Genomic DNA, 18,806 nt, shown 5'->3' with positions numbered 1-18,806 from the left:
TCATGCGGGCATAATCTGGGCCGCACGCATCATCGGATCAATGCTGCTGTTTGCGCTTTTCCCGGCCGGCCCCGACACGTCTCGGACCGAACCGCAAAGCGCTTGAAGCAGCATGCCCCTGAAGGGAAGAGAGAACATCATGCTGGAAAGTTGTCAGAACGCTCAGGAACGCTGGGGTGGGGTTCACAAGCTGATTGACCGCTGGTTGCTGGAGCGCAACGAGTTGATCACGGCTTATTACGCCTTGAGTGCAGATCCGGAAGCGTTTGCCGAAAAAAGCACGCCCTTGCAGGAATTCTGCGGCTCGTTGGTCGATTACGTGTCGGCGGGTCATTTCGAAATTTACGAGCAGCTCACCAACGAGGCCAAGGCGTTCAAGAATCAGCGCGGCCTTGAGCTGGCTGACACGATCTATCCTCGGATCGACGTCATCACCGAGAAGCTGCTGGCGTTCAACGATCTCTGTGATGAAGGCAAATGCGTCGCCGAGAAATTCAAGGAATTGGGCGGCTTGCTGCACGAGCGCTTTGAGCTGGAAGACTGCCTGATCGAAGTGCTGCACAACGCGCACAAGGAACAGGTCGAGGAAGAGGTCTGAGAAGGCCACTGATATAAGAAAGGGTGCCTTGGGCACCCTTTTTTTATGATCTGTTTTTGGTCTGCCCGGTGGAGTCTCGGTCATCGCCGGCGTTACTGCGACACCCCGAGCAACTCGATTTCGAACACCAGCGGGGTGTACGGATCGATCAGATCACCCGCGCCCTCTGCGCCATACGCTTGAGCCGAAGGGATGACCAGCCGCCATTTGGCACCCACCGGCATGTCGGCGAGGGCGGTGGTCCAGCCGGCAATGACGCTGTCCAGGCGGAACCATTGTGGCTGCTGGCTCTGATCGAAGATCGTGCCATCAGGCAGACGGCCCACGTACTTCACCTGCACACGGCCATTGATGTCGGGTTTGGCGCCGTTGCCCGGCGTCAGTTCGGTCATCAGGATGCCATCCGCGAGTTGGCGAACGCCAGGTTTGGCCTTTTCGACGTCCATGAATTTGCGTTCGTCCTTCAGCGCCGCTTCGGTTTGCGGTTCAGTCTGGCCAGAGCTTTCAGCCTGGGCGAGGGCGGCGTCGTGGTCGCTGAGAATCTGCTCCATGCGTTCCTGTTTGATCGCCAGCGGCTTGCCTTGATACGCCGACTGCAGACCTTCAAGCAGTGCGGGCAGCTGCAGGTCAGGTGCTTCCTGGCGCAGACGCTCCCCCAGACTTGCGCCAAGGCTGTATGAAAGGTCGTGAGTGTTGTCGGACGCCGGAGCATCAGTCGCGTGAGCAAAGGGTACCAAGAGGAACAACGACATAAACAGGTAGCGCGACATGAATGCTCTCCGGCCTGGGAAGTGAGCGATTATGCCAGCGCTGAAGCCCGAGCGTGACGGGTATTGCCGCGTTTTTCGGCGTCTTGCAACAGAGCGGGGATCGTAGTGTCAAGATGCCCTAGCGGCGGTGCGGGCGGAGGTCTAGTATGGCCGCACTCAAATCAGCCAGGAGGTAAGTCATGTCGGCCACCAAGAAGCCAGTAAACACTCCGTTGCATTTGCTTCAACAGCTTTCGAGCAGCCTGCTCGAACATCTCGAAGACGCCTGCTCTCAAGCATTGGCAGACGCTGAAAAACTGCTCGCCAAACTCGAGAAACAACGTGGCAAGGCGCAGGAAAAACTGCACAAGTCGCGCACCAAATTGCAGGACGCTGCCGCCGCCGGTAAAGCCAAGGCCCAAGGCAAGGCCAAAGACAGCGTGGCCGAGCTCGAATCACTGCTCGACGCTTTGAAAGATCGTCAGACTGAAACCCGCAGCTACATCCTCAACCTCAAGCGTGATGCTCAGGAAAGCCTGAAGCTGGCCCAAGGCATTGGCCGCGTGAAGGAAGCCGTTGGCAAAGCGCTGAACGATCGCGCTGCTAAACCCCCGGTTCAAGCAGCTGCCAAGCCTGTCGCTGTAAAATCGCCTGCGAAATCACCTGCAAAGCCTGCGGTTAAAGCCGCCCCGGCAAAGCCTGCTGCCAGAACTGCGGTCAAAGCTGTCGCTGAGAAAACCGTTGCCAAAGTGACTGCGAAAACCGTGGCCGCCAAGCCAGCTGCGAGCAAGCCGGCGGCGAAAACGGCTGTTGCCGCGAAATCGGCGGCCAAGCCTGTAGCCAAGAGCACCGCTGCCAAACCGGTTGCCGTGAAAGCCGCTGCCAAACCTGCTCCAGCTAAAGCGCCTGCGGCAAAACCAGGCGCCACTGCCGCCGCCAAGCCGGCCGCGAGCAAGGTAGCAGCCAAGCCAGCCGTCAAGCCAGCTGCATCAAAGCCTGCTGCCGCCAAGCCAGTCGCAGCAAAGCCTGCGGCAAAGCCAGCCGCCACGTCTGTCGCTCCGGCAGCCTCCGCTGCGCCAGCCGCTCCGGCCGCGCCAGCTGCTGATTCGACCTCGAACAGCGCGTCCTAAGCGATATCGGTCCCGGCGCGAAGCAGAATCTGCAACGCGTCGGGACTGGCTTGAGCAGCACCTCCCGCCAGCGCTTCCAGCCACACGCCCGTAGGTTGAGCATCACGCTCAGGCCAGTCTTTGGTCAGCCGTTGCAAACGCACCAGCAGCTCACGCTCGGCATCGAGCTCCAGGGTTTTCAGTCTGTCGCGTAACGCCTTCAGTTCTTCGTCTTCAATCGCGTCGGCCTTCCAGCGAGTCCGAACATCCCTCAATGGCCCCACCACCTGCTCGTGCCACGGATCGGCCAATTGTCCGATTTGTCGTGCCCGCTCCGGGTCGAACTGCACACCACGCCGGTCCATCCAGACCCCGCACAGCAGCGCGCAGACATTGGCGCCATTGGCTTGCAGGCTCAGGCACGCCTGCTCGACGCCTGGGCGCGCATAAAAATCGAGGGTGAAACTCCATAGGTCCGAAAGCATCGTCATCTACCTGTTTTGGGCGAAGCTGGTAGACTCCGCCGCCATTATGATCAGACTTCAAAGCCTTACCTTACAGCGTGGTCCGCAACGTCTGCTAGAAGACGCCGAGCTGACGCTGCACGCCGGCCAGAAAGCCGGCCTGATCGGCGCCAACGGCGCCGGTAAATCCAGCCTCTTTGCGCTGCTTCGGGGTGAGTTGACCCCCGACAATGGCGATTGCCTGCTGCCCGCCGATTGGCGCATCGCTCACATGCGTCAGGAGGTCGATACCCTCGATCGTCTGGCAGTGGACTACGTCCTCGACGGCGATCTGCGCCTGCGTCAGGTGCAGCATGACCTCGCCGCTGCCGAGGCCGCCCAGGACGGCGCCGCGCAGGCGCGTCTGCATTCGGAGCTCGACAGCGCCGACGGCTACACCGCCGATGCGCGGGCTCGCAAGTTACTGGCAGGTCTGGGCTTTACCAACGAGCAGATGCAGCGCCAGGTCAGCGATTTCTCCGGTGGCTGGCGGATGCGTCTCAACCTGGCGCAGGCGTTGATGTGTCCTTCGGACCTGCTGCTGCTCGATGAACCGACCAACCACTTGGACCTCGATGCCATTCTCTGGCTCGAAGACTGGCTCAAGAGCTACCAGGGCACGCTGCTGCTGATCTCCCACGACCGCGATTTTCTGGATGCGGTTGTCGATCACGTTGCCCACGTCGAGCAGAAAAAGATCACGCTTTATCGCGGCGGTTACAGCGCTTTCGAACGCGCTCGTGCCGAACGCCTGGCCCAGCAACAGCAGGCCTACGACAAACAACAGGCACAGCGCGCGCACATGGAGAAATTCATCACGCGCTTCAAGGCCCAGGCCACCAAGGCCAAACAGGCCCAGAGCCGGATCAAGGCGCTTGAGCGAATGGAAGAGCTGTCGGCGGCCCACGTCGATTCTCCATTCGACTTCACCTTCCGTGAATCGACCAAGATCTCCAGCCCGCTGATGGATTTGTCTGATGCACGACTGGGTTATGGCGACAAAGCCATTCTGCAAAAGGTGAAGCTGCAACTGACGCCGGGTGCACGCATCGGTTTGCTGGGCCCGAACGGCGCCGGTAAATCCACGCTGATCAAAAACCTCGCGGGCGAACTCGAGCCGTTGAGCGGGCGTATGGTGCGCGGCGAAAACACGGTGGTCGGTTACTTCGCGCAGCATCAGCTCGATTCTCTGGACGCCAAGGCCAGTCCACTGCTGCACCTTCAGCGTATCGCGCCCACCGAGCGCGAACAGGCCTTGCGGGATTTCCTCGGCGGTTTCGATTTCCGCGGTGCGCGCCTCGACGAGCCGGTGCTGAATTTCTCCGGTGGCGAGAAAGCGCGGCTGGCGCTGGCCCTGATTGCATGGGACAAACCCAACCTGCTGCTGCTCGACGAACCGACCAACCACCTGGATCTGGAAATGCGCCTGGCCCTGACCATGGCGCTTCAGGAGTTCAGTGGCGCGGTGCTGGTGGTCTCACACGATCGGCATTTGCTCAAGAGCACGACTGACAACTTCCTTCTCGTCGCCGATGGCCTGGTTCAGGAGTTCGATGGCGACCTGGATGACTATGCGCGATGGCTGGTGGACTACCGCCTGCGCAATGCGCCGGCCAGTAATACACCGGTGAATGTCGACAAGACCGACAAGAAGGCCCAGCGTCAGCAGGCTGCCGCACTGCGCCAGCAACTCGCGCCACACAAACGCGAAGCCGACAAGCTTGAAAAAGAGCTTGGTACGCTGCACGAGAAGCTGGCGAAGATAGAAGTGGCCTTGGGCGACAGCGGTATCTACGAAGCGGCCAACAAAGACAAATTGCGCGACCTGCTGGCCGATCAGGCGAAGCTCAAATCCCGTGAGGCCGAACTCGAAGAAGCCTGGATGGAGGCGCTGGAGTTGCTGGAGTCGATGCAAGCCGAGCTGGAAGCGTTGTCCTGACAGCGTCGCCTGCGTTAGCCGTCTACCGCAGGCGACCGTTACAGCTGTCTGGCAAGTCGCCGCAACAGTCAGAAATAACTGGCCTTCAAGGGCCCGGAAACACTAGGTTAGGCGTAGATTTCGTTGCCTGAGGTGTGTGATGTCGCTCGAAACATGGTTGGGGTTCTTCGCCGCTTGCTGGGTTATCAGCCTGTCTCCGGGCGCGGGCGCTATTGCCTCGATGTCCAGCGGTCTGCAATACGGGTTCTGGCGTGGCTACTGGAACGCGCTGGGCCTGCAGATCGCCCTTGTCGTGCAGATCGCTGTGGTCGCCGTAGGGCTTGGCGCGGTTCTGGCCACTTCGGCATTAGCATTCACCCTGATCAAATGGTTTGGCGTCGCCTACCTGGTCTATCTGGGCATCAAACAGTGGCGTGCGCTGCCGAGCGATCTGGCGGATGAGTCAGCTGTCCGCCCGGTGGGCAAGCCGCTTGTGCTCATGGCCCGCGGTTTTCTGGTGAACATCAGCAACCCCAAGGCGCTGGTGTTCATCCTGGCGATCCTGCCGCAGTTCATTGACACGCATCTGCCGCTGCTGCCGCAATACCTGATCATCGCCTCGACCATGGTCTGCGTGGATCTGATCGTCATGGCCGGCTACACCGGCCTGGCTTCGAAAGTGCTCCGCGCCCTTAAAACCCCCAAACAGCAGCGTCGAATGAACCGCACCTTCGCCGGATTGTTCGTCAGCGCCGCAGCCTTCCTCGCCACCTTGCATAGGGCTTGAATCGGCGAAAGCCGGTCCCACTGGATGCACACGATGTCTCAGTGGGACCGGCTTTAGCCGGGAAAGGGCCATCGGCAGCGCCCTATTTTTGCGGTGTGACACCTGACGTCTTCCCGGCTGAAGCCAGTCCTACTAACGAAGCGCGGTGCTTTCAGTGGGACCGGCTTTAGCCGGGAAGGGGCCATTGGCAGCACCCTCATTTTTGCGGTGGGACACCTGACGTCTTCCCGGCTGAAGCCAGTCCCACAATTGAGTCGTAGCCATCAACGCAGCGCTTGAGTCCTCAGCGCCTAACATGAACAATGGCAACCCGTCGCATTCCTGATTGAGATCCACCCTCATGTTCCGCTCCCGCTTTTTGACCTGTCTGAGCCTCGTGCTGTTGAGCCTGTTCAGCGCCAGTGCCTGCGCAGCGCCTGCCGAGGACGCGGCTCAGGCGTTGCATTTACTTGATTACGTCGGAGCGGACTACTCGGAGACGATCGCGGACGGCAAGGTCGTGGATGACGCCGGATACCGCGAGCAGCTGGAATCTCTTGCGGCGCTGCAGGGCATGATCGCCGCGTTACCTGCCAAGCCAGAGCGGGCAGCGCTGGAGCAGGGCGTCACAGCGCTGTTGAATGCGGTCATCCAGAAGCAGGACGGTGCTCAAGTGACCCGTCAGGCGCGTCAGCTCGGCGCAAAGCTGGCAGTGGCGTACGAGGTCAGCCAGGCGCCGGTGATTACCCCGGATCCCGCCCGTGGCGCGCCCTTGTATGCGCAGCATTGTTCGGTGTGCCACGGCGATGCCGGCGCAGGCGACGGTCCCGCCGGGATAGGCCTTTTGCCGCCGCCCTCGAACCTCCGTGACGCGGTGCGGCTAGACCGCCTGAGTCTCTACGACATCTACAATACCCTCGGGTTGGGCCTTGAAGGCACTGAAATGCCAGCCTTCGCGGACCAATTGGATGACCGCCAGCGTTGGGACCTCGCCACTTACATCGCAGGCTTCAGCGCGGATTCTCCTGCGAAGCAGGACAAGCCCTACAACCTCGCTGATCTGGCGCGGCAGACCCCGGCGGAAGTCAGCGCCAGCGAAGGGCCGCAAGCCGCTGCCAGCTTCCGTGCCCAACGCGCGCAGCCGCCGCAGGTCCAACGCGGCCCGGCGCAGCTGCTCGACTACACCAGCGTAACTCTCGACAAGAGCCTTACCGCGTACCAGGCTGGCGATCGCGAGCAGGCGTATGACCTGTCCGTCGCAGCGTATCTGGAGGGCTTCGAGCTGGTCGAAAGCTCGCTGGACAACGTCGACGCCACCGTGCGCAAGGACACCGAAAAAGCGCTCATGGCCTATCGGCAGTCGTTGCAGGACGGCCTGCCCGCAGCACAAGCGGCGCAGAAGCTCGATGATGCCAAGGTCAAGCTAAAGGAATCGGCCGATTTGCTTGGCAGCGATGGCCTGAGCACCACATTGAGCTTCATCTCCGGTTTGCTGATCCTGCTGCGCGAGGGGCTGGAAGCGATTCTCGTGCTCGCGGCCATTCTCGCGTTCCTGCGCAACACCGGTCAGCAATCGGCGGTGCGCAGCGTCAACGTCGGCTGGGGGCTGGCGTTGCTGGCAGGCTTGGGCACGTGGGCGCTGGCAGCGTACCTCATCGATGTGAGTGGTTCGCAGCGCGAGTTGCTGGAAGGCGCGACGGCGCTGTTCGCCAGCGTCATGGTGCTGTGGCTGGGTGTGTGGATGCACGACCGACGTCATGCCGCCGCCTGGCAGGACTACATCAAGAACAGCTTGGTCGGCGGCGGTGGCCGTTTTGGTTTTGCGGTGCTGGCGTTCTTCTCGGTTTATCGCGAGCTGTTCGAAGTCATTCTGTTCTACGAGACCCTGTGGCTGCAGGCAGGCCCCGCCGGCCACAACGCCGTCTTGGCCGGAGGTGCCACGGCGCTGGTGCTGCTTGTCGGCTTGGCGTGGGTGATCTTGCGGGGTTCGGCGAAGCTGCCGCTGACGCTGTTCTTCGGCATCAATGCTGCGCTGCTGTGCGCGCTGTCGGTGGTGTTCGCCGGCCATGGCGTTAAGGCGCTGCAGGAAGCCGGGATTTTCGGAACGCGTCCGGTACCGTTCTTCGATTTCGACTGGCTTGGGATCCACGCCGACGCCTATTCGCTCGGTGCGCAAGCCATAGCGTTGTTGGCGATTGTGGTGCTGTATGGCCGCAGCCGGATAGCCGAGAAGCGCCGAGCGGCTGCTGCATAAATTCATTTTCTGGAATTGGAGTCGCTTATGCGCGTCTGGATCGATGCCGACGCCTGCCCCAAGGCCGCAAAGGACCTGGTCATCAAGTTCGCCCTCAAGCGCAAGTTTGAAGTGGTGCTGGTGGCGGGGCAGAGTCAGATCAAGCCGAGCCTGACCCTGGTGAAGTTGATCGTAGTGCCCAGCGGGCCGGATGCGGCTGACGATTATCTGGTGGAGCACGCCGTGCCGGGCGAGCTGGTGATCTGCAGCGATGTGCCCTTGGCTGATCGGCTGGTTAAGAAGGGCGTTGCGGCGCTTGACCCACGGGGCAAGGAGTTCGATGGGCAGAACATGGGTCAGCGCCTGGCAATGCGTAACCTCTTCACGGATCTGCGCGAGCAAGGCCAGGCGAGCGGCGGGCAGGGCGCCTATGGCGAACGGGAGAAACAGGCCTTCGCCAATTGCCTGGACCGGATCCTGACGCGGCTGGCCCGCGAGTATCCCGCGCCGCCAGCAGGCGAGAGCCCGTAGGGCTGGCGAGCGGTCAATCCGCTTCCAGCACCTTTCCCAACATCAGTCCGGAAGGCGATCCTCGTTTTCCTGCACCAGCTCCAGCACCCGATCCACCAGCTTGTTGATCCCGGACGCTGCTTCGCCGATGGACGTGGCGACCATGTAAGCGGGTGTGCTCACTAACTTGCGGTCCTTGTCCTCGACGATTTCCGTCACCTCACAGTCCTGATGGGTGCCGCCCATTCGGGTGATCGCTGCAGCGGTCTCGGCGTCGTTGCCGATCGTGCAGGTCACGCCCGGCCCATAGATTTTGGCGGCCAGCGCCGGCGATACACAGATGAGCCCGATGGGTTTGCCCGCGGCGGCGAACGCTTCGGCCATCGCCAGCACTTCAGCCTGGACCTTGCAGCCAGCGCCTTGGGTGGAGAAGTTCGACAGGTTTTTCGCGGTACCGAAGCCGCCGGGGACGATCAATGCGTCGAATTCAGTGACGTCGGCTTCGCGGAGGTCTTCAATGGCACCCCGGGCAATGCGAGCTGATTCAACCAGCACGTTGCGCGACTCGGGCATCTCTTCCCCGGTCAGATGATTGATGACGTGATGCTGGGGAATATTGGGTGCAAAGCACTTTACGACTGCGCCGCGCTGATCAAGGCGCAGCAGCGTGAGCACGCTTTCGTGGATTTCCGCGCCGTCGTAAACGCCACAGCCAGAAAGAATTACGGCCACTTTTTTGGTCATTCGCGTGTTCCTCCTTCGGGCGCTCCGGCCGTTCACCGGTTACGCAGTTCAGCATTGCGCTGATTGTCGCAAGCCATGAACCTAGGACAACGCCGTCAGCGAATGTCTCCGGACTCATCGGCCTGCGCCGAGGATTTACTCATCAGGGGTGCTTTTGGCTTCGACCTTGGCTTCGGCATTGGCCGCAACGGCCAGCTTCTCTTCCCGAGCGATGCGCGCATTTTTGATGCGGCGGCGAATCCACAGCAGTACGCCGATCACGAGCAGCGCGCCAAGCACCCACAGCTCGTATTTCTTGACGTTGCCCAGCAGGCCTTCGAGCACGGAACCGAACTTGTACGCGGCCGCGCCCAGCGCTGCTGCCCATACCGCTGCGCCGATGCCGTTGAGCAGCAGGTAGCGCCCCGGCGGATAGCCGGACAGGCCGATGGCGACCGGCATGACCGTGCGCAAGCCGTAAACAAAGCGGAAGCTCAGCACCCAAATGTCGGGGTGGCGGCGGATATGCTCCAGCGCGCGATCGCCCATCAACTGCCAGCGAGGCTTGCGCGCCAAGAGCTTGCGGCCATGCTTGCGCCCCATGAAATACCACAGCTGGTCGCCGGCGTAGCTGCCGAAGAAGGCAACCACCACGACCAGATTGATATCCATGTATCCGCGGAACGCAAGAAAGCCGGCAAGCACCAAAATGGTCTCGCCTTCAAAAAAGGTCCCGAGGAAAAGGGCGAAGTAGCCAAATTCTTGTAAAAAATGCTGGAGCATCATTTGGGTGCTGGCGAAATGAACGCGCAGCCTAACGCGCCCAAGGCATTCAGGAAAGTATGCAAATGTGTCACCGCGTTAAAGTTTCCTACGTTCGGGAGCGATTATTCGCGCGAAGAGCAGGTTTGTGTCGCACACGTTACGTCGCAATTACGACTGTAACGTGAGCGTCATAATCGCCACTTATAAATGTCACGCTTGCCCGTCTGGATGGGCTCGGAGCCCCTCCTTGCACGTTGCCCTCCACCTGGCACCACCCGAATGTTTGCAGGTCAGGGCTTGCACCGTACGGAGAAATCCGTAGCGTGGAGAGTCAAACCGCTCACAGCATCGAGCCTGACGCCGGTCGCCCCGCCGCACGACATCGAGTCAGGCTGCAAACATCTTCAGAACCGCCACGCCTTGGGCGTGACCGTTGCCCCACGCTGTACGTCACCACTGTTGTGGCGCAAGCGGCATTCCGACATCGGCCGTATGCGCGGCCCAACTGTTACAAGGCCAATTGCCTTACAGGATTATTCATGAGCACCGAAGGATCTACCGAAGCCGCAGTCGAGCTTGACCCTCAGCCCGTCAATCAGGAAGTCACTCCTTTGGTCGAGCCGACCATCGAAGTGGTCCCCGCGCTAGAACCGCATCATCCGGCTCCGCATGTCATCGCGGTGCCCAATCTGGATGACAGCAGTCTCTACATCCATCGCGAGCTGTCGCAGCTGCAGTTCAACATCCGCGTGTTGGAACAGGCGCTGGACGAGTCCTACCCGTTGCTTGAGCGGCTCAAGTTCCTGCTGATCTTCTCCAGCAACCTCGACGAATTCTTCGAAATCCGCGTCGCCGGCCTCAAGAAGCAAATCACCTTCGCCCGCGAACAGGCCGGTGCTGACGGCCTGCAGCCTCATCAGGCGCTGGCGCGCATCAGCGAACTGGTTCACGGCCATGTGGATCGCCAGTACGCCATTCTCAACGACATCCTGTTGCCCGAGCTGGAAAAGCATCAAGTGCGCTTCATCCGGCGTCGCAACTGGAATGCCAAGATCAAGGCCTGGGTGCGCCGTTATTTCCGTGACGAGATCGCGCCGATCATCACGCCAATCGGCCTGGACCCGACGCACCCGTTCCCGCTGCTGGTGAACAAGTCGCTGAACTTCATCGTCGAGCTGGAGGGCATCGATGCCTTCGGTCGCGATTCCGGTCTGGCGATCATCCCGGCACCGCGCCTGTTGCCGCGCATCATCAAGGTGCCGGAAGACGTGGGCGGCACAGGCGATAACTATGTATTCCTGTCGTCGATGATTCACGCCCATGCCGATGACCTGTTCCAGGGCATGAAGGTCAAGGGCTGCTACCAGTTCCGTCTGACCCGGAACGCTGACCTGGCCCTCGACTCCGAAGACGTGGAAGACCTCGCCCGCGCGCTGCGTGGCGAGCTGTTCTCCCGTCGTTACGGCGATGCGGTGCGTCTGGAAGTGGCAGACACCTGCCCGAAACTGCTGTCGGACTACCTGCTCAAACAGTTCAACCTGAGCGAGACCGAGCTGTATCAGGTCAATGGCCCGGTGAACCTGACGCGGCTGTTCAGCATCACTGGCCTGGACAGTCACCCCGAGCTGCAGTACATGCCGTTTACCCCGGCGATTCCAAAGCTGCTGCAGAACAGCGAAAACATTTTCAACGTGATCAGCAAGCAGGACATTCTGCTGCTGCACCCGTTCGAGTCCTTCACACCGGTCGTCGATCTGCTGCGCCAGGCGGCGAAAGACCCTCACGTGCTGGCCGTGCGGCAGACGCTGTATCGCAGCGGCGCCAATTCGGAAATCGTCGATGCGCTGGTCGATGCCGCGCGCAACGGCAAAGAAGTCACCGCCGTCATCGAGCTGCGTGCGCGTTTTGACGAAGAGTCGAACCTGCAACTGGCGAGCCGCCTGCAAGCGGCGGGTGCAGTCGTGATCTACGGTGTGGTCGGTTACAAGACCCACGCCAAGATGATGCTGATCCTGCGCCGTGAGGCCGGCGAGATCGTCCGCTACGCGCATTTGGGCACCGGCAATTATCACGCCGGCAACGCGCGTCTCTATACCGACTACAGCCTGTTGACCTCGGACGATGCGCTGTGTGAAGACGTTGGCAAGCTGTTCAGCCAGTTGATCGGCATGGGTAAGACGCTGCGGATGAAGAAGCTGCTGCACGCGCCGTTCACCCTGAAGAAAGGCATGCTGGACATGATTGGCCGGGAGACGCAGTTCGCGTCCGAGGGCAAGCCTGCGCACATCATCGCCAAGTTCAACTCGCTGACCGACCCGAAGATCATTCGCGCGCTGTACAAGGCCAGTCAGACCGGGGTCAAGATCGACCTCGTCGTGCGCGGCATGTGCTGCCTGCGTCCAGGCGTACCGGGCGTGTCCCACAACATTCAGGTGCGCTCGATCATCGGTCGCTTCCTTGAGCACACGCGGGTGTTCTACTTCCTCAATGGCGGCGATGAGCAGATGTTCCTGTCGAGCGCCGACTGGATGGAGCGCAACCTCGACAAGCGCGTCGAGACCTGCTTCCCGGTGGAAGGCAAGAAGCTGATCTTGCGTGTGAAGAAAGAGCTGGAAGGGTACCTGACCGACAACACCCATAGCTGGCTGCTGCAGCCGGACGGGCGCTACATTCGCAGCACCCCGACCGGCAACCAGAACGCCCGCAATGTGCAGGCGAGTCTGTTGGAAAAACTCAGCAACCCGGTCCTCAGCGTACGTTGAGGATGATGCCGACTCGGGTCAGCCACTCCGCTTCGAGCGCGAAGTCGGCCTGAGTCAGCTGGTTGTTTTCCAGCCAGCCATCCGGGAACACGATGTCCAGGTGGTTATCGTTGGCGGTCAGCACAGGTTGCGGCATCTCTTGGGTGCCGCGAATGTGGTGAAACAGGATCGCGAAGCGCAGCAGCACGCACAGACGAATCAGCTTCACGCCTTCGTTGCCGAATTCGGCAAACTTGTCCTTCGGAATGTTACGGCGATGACCGCGCACGAGCAGGCCAAGCATTTGCTGGTCCTCGCGGGAGAAGCCCGCCAGGTCCGAGTGCTCGATCAGGTACGCGCCATGCTTGTGGTAGTGATAGTGGGCGATGTCCAGACCCACTTCATGCACCTTGGCGGCCCAGCTCAGTAACTCGCGGTACGAATTGTCCTCAAGCTCCCACGCTTTTGCCACTTGCTCCAGCGCTGACAGCGCCTTGCGCTCGACACGGGCAGCTTGCTCAAGATCAACGTGGTAGCGCTCCATCAGCGAGCTGAGGGTGCGTTCACGCACGTCTTCGTGGTGGTGACGGCCGAGCAGGTCGTAAAGCACGCCTTCACGCAGTGCGCCTTCGCAATGGTCCATGCGCTTGAGGTCGAGGGCATCGAAGATGGCTTCGAGAATCGCCAGCCCTGCCGGGAAGATCGCCCGACGATCAGGCTTGAGGCCTTCGAAATCGATCTTGTCGACTTCCCCAAGCTTCATCAGCTTGCGCTTGAGCCAGGCCAGGCCTTCGGCGTTGACCTCGCCATTGCCGTGGCCGCCCGCCTTCAGCGCCAGGCCGATGGCGCGTATGGTGCCGGACGAGCCGATGGCCTCATCCCACGTCAGACGATGCAGGGCGTGCTCGATGCTCATTATTTCCAGCCGCGCAGCGGTGTAAGCCTGGGCGTAGCGCGCGGGTGTGATCTTGCCGTCCTTGAAATAACGCTGAGTGAAGCTGACGCAGCCCATCTGCAGGCTTTCGCGCAGCAGCGGTTCAAAGCGCTGTCCGATGATGAACTCGGTGCTGCCGCCGCCGATGTCGGCGACCAGGCGTTTGCCGGGCGTGTCGGCCAGGGTGTGGGAGACGCCGAGGTAGATCAGGCGCGCCTCTTCACGGCCGGAGATGACCTCGACCGGATGGCCGAGGATTTCTTCGGCGCGGTGGATGAATTCGTTGCGGTTGCGAGCCTCGCGCAAGGCGTTGGTGCCAACGATGCGCACGGCGCCGGGCGGCATACCGTTGATCAGCTGGGCAAAACGCTTGAGGCAATCGAGCCCGCGCTGCATGGATTCTTCGCTGAGGCGGCGGTCGTCATCGATCCCCGCGGCCAGCTGCACTTTCTCACCGAGCCGCTCAAGGATGCGAATTTCGCCCTCGTTGGCTTTGGCGACAACCATGTGGAAGCTGTTGGAGCCCAGGTCGATCGCGGCGATCAGCGAGAGTTTTTTGGCTGTGGATAGCGGCATGGTCAAAAGGTCTCGGTCGATAACCCCGACATCGTGCCACGATCCATCCCCGTCGCCAAACCGGCAACGCCTCGCTGGCACATTTACGCGGAGAGTGGGACCGGCTTCAGCCGGGAGTAGGCCTGTTTGTACGCTATCGATTTCGCAGTGTGGCAGCTGACGCCTTCCCGGCTAAAGCCGGTCCTACAATTTGAGCCTAAGCCGGTCCTGCACCCGGGCTCAAGCCTGCTCGACTGAGCCGATAAAATTCGCCAGCTCGGGCGTCTTCGGGTTGGCCATCAATTCTTTCGGGTCGCCCACTTCATGCACCTTGCCCTGATGCATGAACACCAGCTTGTCGCCTACTTCACGGGCGAAGCGCATTTCGTGGGTCACCATGATCAGCGTCATGCCGTCTTTGGCCAGCTCGCGAACGACGGCGAGGACTTCGTTGACCAGCTCCGGGTCAAGTGCCGAGGTGATTTCGTCGCACAGCAGCACTTTGGGCGACATCGCCAGCGCACGGGCAATCGCCACGCGCTGTTGCTGACCGCCAGACAGCCGGTCCGGAAACGCGTCGAATTTCTCGCCCAGGCCCACGCGATTCAGCATTTCCTTTGCCAGCCTGGTCGCTTCAGCTTTGGAGACCTTCTTCACCACCTGTGGCGCGAGCATCACGTTCTCGCCCACGGTCAGGTGCGGAAACAGGTTGAATTGCTGGAAGACCATGCCGACTTTCTGTCTCAGGCTGCGCAGGTCAGCCCGCGCGGCGTCGAGGTATTCGCCGTCGACCTCGATCACGCCGTCATTGATCGACTCCAGTCCGTTGAGCGTGCGTAGCAGCGTGCTTTTGCCGGAACCGCTGCGCCCGATGATCGCCACGACCTGGCCTTCCTCGACGCTGAGGTCGATACCCTTGAGCACATGGTGGTCGCCGTAATACTTGTGCAGGGCGGAAATTCTAAGCAGAGGCATGAAGTCTCCTTTCCAGGTAGCGCGCGCTGAGCGACAACGGATAGCAAAGCAGGAAGTAGCCCAAGGCAACGAAGCCGTAGACCATGAAAGGCTGGAACGTGGCATTGGCGAGCATGCCGCCGGTTTTGGTCAGCTCGGTAAAGCCGATGATCGACGTCACCGCTGTGCCCTTGACCACCTGCACCGAGAACCCCACTGTCGGCGCCACCGCGATGCGCAACGCCTGCGGCAGAATCACATAACGCAGTTGCTCGAAAGGCGTCAGCGCCAGGCTGGCGGAAGCTTCCCACTGGCCGTTGGAGATCGACTCCACGCACCCCCGCCAGATTTCAGCCAGATAGGCGCTGGTGAACAATGTCAACGCCAGCGCCGCTGCCAGCCAGGGCGAAATATCGATGCCCATCAGCGCCACGCCGAAGAACACCAGAAACAGCTGCATCAACAGCGGCGTGCCTTGAAACAGCTCGATGTAGCAGCGTGCCAGCCTGCGCGGGGCCGCTTTTTCGGAGATGCGCAGGGTCATCACCAGCAACCCGATCACGCCGCCGCCGATGAACGCCACCAGCGACAATGCCAGCGTCCATTGCAGCCCGGTCAGCAAATTGCGCACGACGTCCCATAGGGTGAAATCCATCAGCGGCTCCTCGCGATGTAGCGTCGGCCGATCCACGCCAGCAACTGACGCACCAGCAGCGCCATGCACAGGTAGATCAGCGTGGTGATGATGTACGTCTCAAACGCGCGGAAATTGCGCGACTGAATGAAGTTCGCGGCAAAGCTCAGCTCCTCGGTGGCGATCTGCGAACAGACGGCAGAGCCCAGCATCACGATGATGATCTGGCTGCTCAGCGCCGGCCAAACCTTGCCCAGCGCCGGGACCAGCACGACGTGGCGGAAGGTCTCGAAGCGCGTCATTGCCAGCGCGGCCGACGCTTCGATCTGGCCGCGCGGAATGGCCTGCACACCTGCGCGGATGATCTCCGTCGAATAGGCGCCGAGGTTGATGACCATCGCCAGCACCGCAGCCTGCCACTCGGATATCTGCAGCCCCAGGGACGGCAGCCCGAAGAAGATGAAAAACAGCTGCACCAGAAACGGCGTATTGCGGATCAGCTCGACGTAGACACCGAAAACGGCCGAGAACGGCTGGATTTTCCACGCCCTGACAATCGCCCCGACGATGCCGACGCTGACGCCGAGCAACGTGCCGATGGCGGTCAGTTCCAGCGTGAACAGCGCGCCGCGCAGAAGCAGGTCAGTGTTTTGCAGGACCGGAATGAAGTCGAACTGATAAGCCATTTATGCGCCTCGGCAGTCGATGATCAGAGGTCGGCAGGCAATGGCTGCTTGAGCCAGGTCTGCGCGTTCTTTTCCAGCGAGCCGTCTTGTTTCGCCGCTTCGAGAATCTCGTTCACTTTGGCGAGCAACTCGGGTTGACCTTTGTTCACACCGACGTAGACCGGCGAGTCCTTGAGCTTCACTTTCAGTTCAGGGATGCGCTTGGGGTTCTTCTCGCTGATGGCGACCATGACCACGTTGCCGCTGGCGATCAGATCGGTCTGCTTGGCCAGGTAGGCCGCGATGGTCGAGTTGTTGTCTTCGAAGCGCTTGATCGTGGCTTCCTTCGGAGCGACGGCGGTCAGCTCGATGTCCTCGATGGCGCCGCGGGTCACGCTGATGGTTTTGCCCTTCAGGTCGTCCACGGTTTTGATCGCGTCTTCCGGCGGACCGAACACAGCGAGGTAGAACGGTGCGTAGGCGCGGGAGAAGTCGATGACCTTTTCGCGATCCGGGTTTTTACCGAGGCTGGAAATGACCAGGTCAACCTTGCCAGTGGTCAGGTAAGGGATGCGATTGGTGCTGTTGACCGGCGTCAGCTCAAGCTTGACCTTCAGTTGGTTGGCGATCAGCTGCGCGGTGTCGATGTCCAGGCCGCGCGGCTTCATGTCGGGGCCGACCGAACCAAAGGGCGGGAAGTCTTGCGGCACAGCGACTTTCAACGTGCCGCGGGTGGTTACATCATCCAGGCCGGAAGCGTGGGCGGGAGCCTGGCCGAGCATGAGGCTGGCAAACAGGGCGGCGAGCAGGGCGCTGTAACGCTGGGTCATGGGGTGTCTCCGAATCGATCAGTGTGTAGGCAAAGCCCAAATGATGGCCAAGCACCAGTGCACAGCCCATGCCAGCCGCTCGCTCGCGACCATGGAATGCGGGCCGCATGCACGATCCGGTCTAACTGGTCTGAACAGTGAGTGCGAAGAGCGCCCCGCTTTGGCGCGCCTGAAAGGCCCGGCGCCCCTCGCTTGGGCGTCACTTGCCGGATGCCTCCGGGGGCGATACAAGGGGTTTTTCTCACGGTTTACGCACGTTGATCGCCATGCATCCGAGCCCTGTCGCAGTGCCTGAAGCCGCCTTCCAGGCGATCCGCAAATTGATCGCCGAGCAAGGCTATGTCCCCGGCGATAGCCTGCCATCCCAGCGGGATCTGGCAATTCGTCTGGGCGTCAGTCGCGCTTCGTTGCGTGAGGCGTTGTCGTCACTGAGCGCTTTGGGGCTGGTCAGTGTTCAGCCCGGCAAGGGTGTTTTCGTGCAAGCGGTTTCTGAACCACAACGGAGCACGAGTGGATTTTCCTGGCCGTATGCAGCGCACGCCTCGCCCGCAGAAACTTTCCAGTTGCGCTATGCGCTGGAAGGGTTCGCCGCCGGGCTTGCAGCGGTCACTCTGACAGCCGACGAGCGCGATGTACTGGAAGACAACGTCGAAGCCATGCGCCTTGAACTCAAGGCAGGGGATTTTGACTGCGCGGCCCGGCTGGACTTTGATTTCCACCGGCGCATCCTCGTCGCCAGTGGCAATCAGGCGATTCTGGGGATCATCACGACCAGCGCCGATATTTTTCTGGAGAGCCAGAAACTGCCTTTTATTCGCGCGGGCAGGGCCATGGAAACCTGGCAGGAGCACCGCAAGATCCTGCGGGCGCTGGCGCGAAATGCGTCTGGCCCGGCTCAGAAGGCCATGCAAGAGCACATTCGGGGCGCGGCGTTACGCACCGGCATTGTGTTCGTCGCACCCTCCGGCTGAGCTCCGTCGATTGAGGCAACCCTGTCGAGTCATAGCAAGAGACAATCAACCTCGGCTTCCTGTCACCGCGCGACACAGTTATGATGGCCCACGTTTTTTTGCCTATGACCTCGGAGAAATCTCATGAGTAACGACCTGATCAAACACGTCAGCGACGCGAGCTTCGAAGCCGATGTCCTGAAGGCCAGCGGCCCTGTACTGGTCGATTACTGGGCTGAATGGTGTGGCCCGTGCAAGATGATTGCCCCGGTTCTGGATGACATCGCCCGCACTTACGAAGGCAAGCTGACCATTGCCAAGCTGAACATCGATGACAACCAGGAAACCCCAAGCAAGCACGGCGTTCGTGGTATCCCGACGCTGATGCTGTTCAAGGACGGCGAAGTCGCCGCTACCAAGGTCGGCGCACTGTCCAAGTCCCAGCTGCAAGCGTTCCTCGACGCCAATATCTGATGACGTTAAAGCCCCGCAAATCGCGGGGTTTTTTTCTGGCGTCGTACTAGACGCTTAGAAAATCAAGTGGTACATTCGGCCCCGCAACGGCTTCTCCGTTGCCCCCTGCTAGCCGTCGCCGACCGTCTCCTTTCGATTTGCACGCGATCCTGTCGCCTTCTCTGCGGCGCGGCCTCATTAAGCCAAAAGCTTAAT

At 60.9% G+C, this 18,806-nt stretch carries 18 protein-coding genes; 9 read left to right on the top strand and 9 right to left on the bottom strand.

Features of this window, described 5'->3' with window-relative positions:
- The first annotated feature begins 139 nt into the window (after positions 1-139).
- A complete protein-coding gene (rsd, locus tag AC3ISG_RS23920; protein ID WP_122534120.1) occupies positions 140-598 on the top strand; it encodes a sigma D regulator in 459 nt (152 codons plus the stop codon).
- A 92-nt stretch (positions 599-690) separates the two neighbouring features.
- Here the strand turns inward: rsd and AC3ISG_RS23915 are convergent, their stop codons facing one another.
- A complete protein-coding gene (locus AC3ISG_RS23915) occupies positions 691-1,368 on the bottom strand; it encodes an FKBP-type peptidyl-prolyl cis-trans isomerase (protein WP_122623522.1) in 678 nt (225 codons plus the stop codon).
- Positions 1,369-1,547: 179 nt separating this feature from the next.
- Between AC3ISG_RS23915 and AC3ISG_RS23910 the strand changes: the two genes are divergently transcribed.
- Entirely contained in the window at positions 1,548-2,477 is a 930-nt protein-coding gene (locus AC3ISG_RS23910; protein ID WP_272629615.1) for an AlgP family protein, read from the top strand.
- Here the strand turns inward: AC3ISG_RS23910 and AC3ISG_RS23905 are convergent.
- Positions 2,474-2,941 (bottom strand): TIGR02444 family protein, encoded by a 468-nt coding sequence (locus AC3ISG_RS23905; protein ID WP_489298117.1) that lies wholly within the window; start codon positions 2,939-2,941, stop codon positions 2,474-2,476. The two genes, AC3ISG_RS23910 and AC3ISG_RS23905, sit on opposite strands and share 4 nt — an antisense overlap.
- A gap of 46 nt (positions 2,942-2,987) precedes the next feature.
- Here AC3ISG_RS23905 and AC3ISG_RS23900 point away from each other — a divergent pair, with 46 nt between their 5' ends.
- The 4 genes from AC3ISG_RS23900 to AC3ISG_RS23885 all read left to right on the top strand — a co-directional run bounded on the left by AC3ISG_RS23900 (position 2,988) and on the right by AC3ISG_RS23885 (position 8,407).
- Positions 2,988-4,898 carry an ATP-binding cassette domain-containing protein gene (locus AC3ISG_RS23900; RefSeq protein WP_489298116.1) on the top strand — a complete coding sequence of 637 codons (1,911 nt, stop codon included), beginning with the start codon at positions 2,988-2,990 and terminating at the stop codon, positions 4,896-4,898.
- A 139-nt stretch (positions 4,899-5,037) separates the two neighbouring features.
- Positions 5,038-5,664, top strand: coding sequence for a LysE family transporter (locus tag AC3ISG_RS23895; RefSeq protein WP_122534115.1), 627 nt, complete (start codon positions 5,038-5,040; stop codon positions 5,662-5,664).
- A 340-nt stretch (positions 5,665-6,004) separates the two neighbouring features.
- A complete protein-coding gene (locus tag AC3ISG_RS23890) occupies positions 6,005-7,897 on the top strand; it encodes an FTR1 family protein (protein WP_489298115.1) in 1,893 nt (630 codons plus the stop codon).
- A gap of 27 nt (positions 7,898-7,924) precedes the next feature.
- Positions 7,925-8,407: a YaiI/YqxD family protein gene (locus AC3ISG_RS23885; protein WP_272629606.1), complete on the top strand. Its 483-nt coding sequence runs from the start codon at positions 7,925-7,927 to the stop codon at positions 8,405-8,407.
- Between the two features lie 42 nt (positions 8,408-8,449).
- Here AC3ISG_RS23885 and elbB read toward each other — a convergent pair whose 3' ends face one another.
- Both elbB and AC3ISG_RS23875 read right to left on the bottom strand, forming a co-directional pair.
- Complete coding sequence (gene elbB, locus AC3ISG_RS23880) at positions 8,450-9,130, bottom strand: isoprenoid biosynthesis glyoxalase ElbB (protein ID WP_489298114.1); 681 nt, start codon at positions 9,128-9,130, stop codon at positions 8,450-8,452.
- A gap of 135 nt (positions 9,131-9,265) precedes the next feature.
- Positions 9,266-9,895, bottom strand: coding sequence for a DedA family protein (locus AC3ISG_RS23875; protein ID WP_489298113.1), 630 nt, complete (start codon positions 9,893-9,895; stop codon positions 9,266-9,268).
- A gap of 518 nt (positions 9,896-10,413) precedes the next feature.
- On the opposite strand from AC3ISG_RS23875, the gene ppk1 reads away from it, so the two are divergent.
- Positions 10,414-12,636 (top strand): polyphosphate kinase 1, encoded by a 2,223-nt coding sequence (gene ppk1 / locus AC3ISG_RS23870; RefSeq protein WP_489298112.1) that lies wholly within the window; start codon positions 10,414-10,416, stop codon positions 12,634-12,636.
- Here the strand turns inward: ppk1 and ppx are convergent.
- The 5 genes from ppx to AC3ISG_RS23845 form a co-directional block, all read right to left on the bottom strand.
- The gene (gene ppx, locus AC3ISG_RS23865) at positions 12,623-14,125 is read right to left on the bottom strand and encodes an exopolyphosphatase (RefSeq protein WP_122623515.1); all 1,503 of its coding nucleotides are present in this window, start codon (positions 14,123-14,125) and stop codon (positions 12,623-12,625) included. The genes ppk1 and ppx overlap by 14 nt on opposite strands.
- Before the next feature lie 219 nt (positions 14,126-14,344).
- Positions 14,345-15,079: an amino acid ABC transporter ATP-binding protein gene (locus tag AC3ISG_RS23860; RefSeq protein WP_122534109.1), complete on the bottom strand. Its 735-nt coding sequence runs from the start codon at positions 15,077-15,079 to the stop codon at positions 14,345-14,347.
- Positions 15,066-15,716, bottom strand: coding sequence for an amino acid ABC transporter permease (locus AC3ISG_RS23855; protein WP_172613005.1), 651 nt, complete (start codon positions 15,714-15,716; stop codon positions 15,066-15,068). The genes AC3ISG_RS23860 and AC3ISG_RS23855 overlap by 14 nt, the downstream gene beginning before the upstream one ends.
- Entirely contained in the window at positions 15,713-16,378 is a 666-nt protein-coding gene (locus AC3ISG_RS23850; RefSeq protein WP_489298111.1) for an amino acid ABC transporter permease, read from the bottom strand. Before AC3ISG_RS23850 ends, AC3ISG_RS23855 begins: the two co-directional genes overlap by 4 nt.
- A gap of 23 nt (positions 16,379-16,401) precedes the next feature.
- Positions 16,402-17,187, bottom strand: coding sequence for a transporter substrate-binding domain-containing protein (locus tag AC3ISG_RS23845; RefSeq protein ID WP_489298110.1), 786 nt, complete (start codon positions 17,185-17,187; stop codon positions 16,402-16,404).
- Positions 17,188-17,453: 266 nt separating this feature from the next.
- Between AC3ISG_RS23845 and AC3ISG_RS23840 the strand changes: the two genes are divergently transcribed.
- The gene (locus AC3ISG_RS23840; RefSeq protein WP_122534105.1) at positions 17,454-18,158 is read left to right on the top strand and encodes a FadR/GntR family transcriptional regulator; all 705 of its coding nucleotides are present in this window, start codon (positions 17,454-17,456) and stop codon (positions 18,156-18,158) included.
- A 123-nt stretch (positions 18,159-18,281) separates the two neighbouring features.
- Positions 18,282-18,611 (top strand): thioredoxin TrxA, encoded by a 330-nt coding sequence (gene trxA, locus AC3ISG_RS23835; RefSeq protein ID WP_489298109.1) that lies wholly within the window; start codon positions 18,282-18,284, stop codon positions 18,609-18,611.
- The last annotated feature ends 195 nt before the right edge of the window (positions 18,612-18,806 follow it).

It is taken from the genome of Pseudomonas sp. GL_135 (genome assembly GCF_057834665.1).
This window is presented reverse-complemented; position numbering and strand designations above follow the sequence as displayed.

Coding starts and splice junctions, on each gene's coding strand:
- rsd (WP_122534120.1), top strand. CDS start 140: ATGCTGGAAAGTTGTCAGAACGCTCAGGAACGCTGGGGTGGGGTTCAC.
- AC3ISG_RS23915 (WP_122623522.1), bottom strand. CDS start 1,368: ATGTCGCGCTACCTGTTTATGTCGTTGTTCCTCTTGGTACCCTTTGCT.
- AC3ISG_RS23910 (WP_272629615.1), top strand. CDS start 1,548: ATGTCGGCCACCAAGAAGCCAGTAAACACTCCGTTGCATTTGCTTCAA.
- AC3ISG_RS23905 (WP_489298117.1), bottom strand. CDS start 2,941: ATGCTTTCGGACCTATGGAGTTTCACCCTCGATTTTTATGCGCGCCCA.
- AC3ISG_RS23900 (WP_489298116.1), top strand. CDS start 2,988: ATGATCAGACTTCAAAGCCTTACCTTACAGCGTGGTCCGCAACGTCTG.
- AC3ISG_RS23895 (WP_122534115.1), top strand. CDS start 5,038: ATGTCGCTCGAAACATGGTTGGGGTTCTTCGCCGCTTGCTGGGTTATC.
- AC3ISG_RS23890 (WP_489298115.1), top strand. CDS start 6,005: ATGTTCCGCTCCCGCTTTTTGACCTGTCTGAGCCTCGTGCTGTTGAGC.
- AC3ISG_RS23885 (WP_272629606.1), top strand. CDS start 7,925: ATGCGCGTCTGGATCGATGCCGACGCCTGCCCCAAGGCCGCAAAGGAC.
- elbB (WP_489298114.1), bottom strand. CDS start 9,130: ATGACCAAAAAAGTGGCCGTAATTCTTTCTGGCTGTGGCGTTTACGAC.
- AC3ISG_RS23875 (WP_489298113.1), bottom strand. CDS start 9,895: ATGATGCTCCAGCATTTTTTACAAGAATTTGGCTACTTCGCCCTTTTC.
- ppk1 (WP_489298112.1), top strand. CDS start 10,414: ATGAGCACCGAAGGATCTACCGAAGCCGCAGTCGAGCTTGACCCTCAG.
- ppx (WP_122623515.1), bottom strand. CDS start 14,125: ATGCCGCTATCCACAGCCAAAAAACTCTCGCTGATCGCCGCGATCGAC.
- AC3ISG_RS23860 (WP_122534109.1), bottom strand. CDS start 15,079: ATGCCTCTGCTTAGAATTTCCGCCCTGCACAAGTATTACGGCGACCAC.
- AC3ISG_RS23850 (WP_489298111.1), bottom strand. CDS start 16,378: ATGGCTTATCAGTTCGACTTCATTCCGGTCCTGCAAAACACTGACCTG.
- AC3ISG_RS23845 (WP_489298110.1), bottom strand. CDS start 17,187: ATGACCCAGCGTTACAGCGCCCTGCTCGCCGCCCTGTTTGCCAGCCTC.
- AC3ISG_RS23840 (WP_122534105.1), top strand. CDS start 17,454: ATGCATCCGAGCCCTGTCGCAGTGCCTGAAGCCGCCTTCCAGGCGATC.
- trxA (WP_489298109.1), top strand. CDS start 18,282: ATGAGTAACGACCTGATCAAACACGTCAGCGACGCGAGCTTCGAAGCC.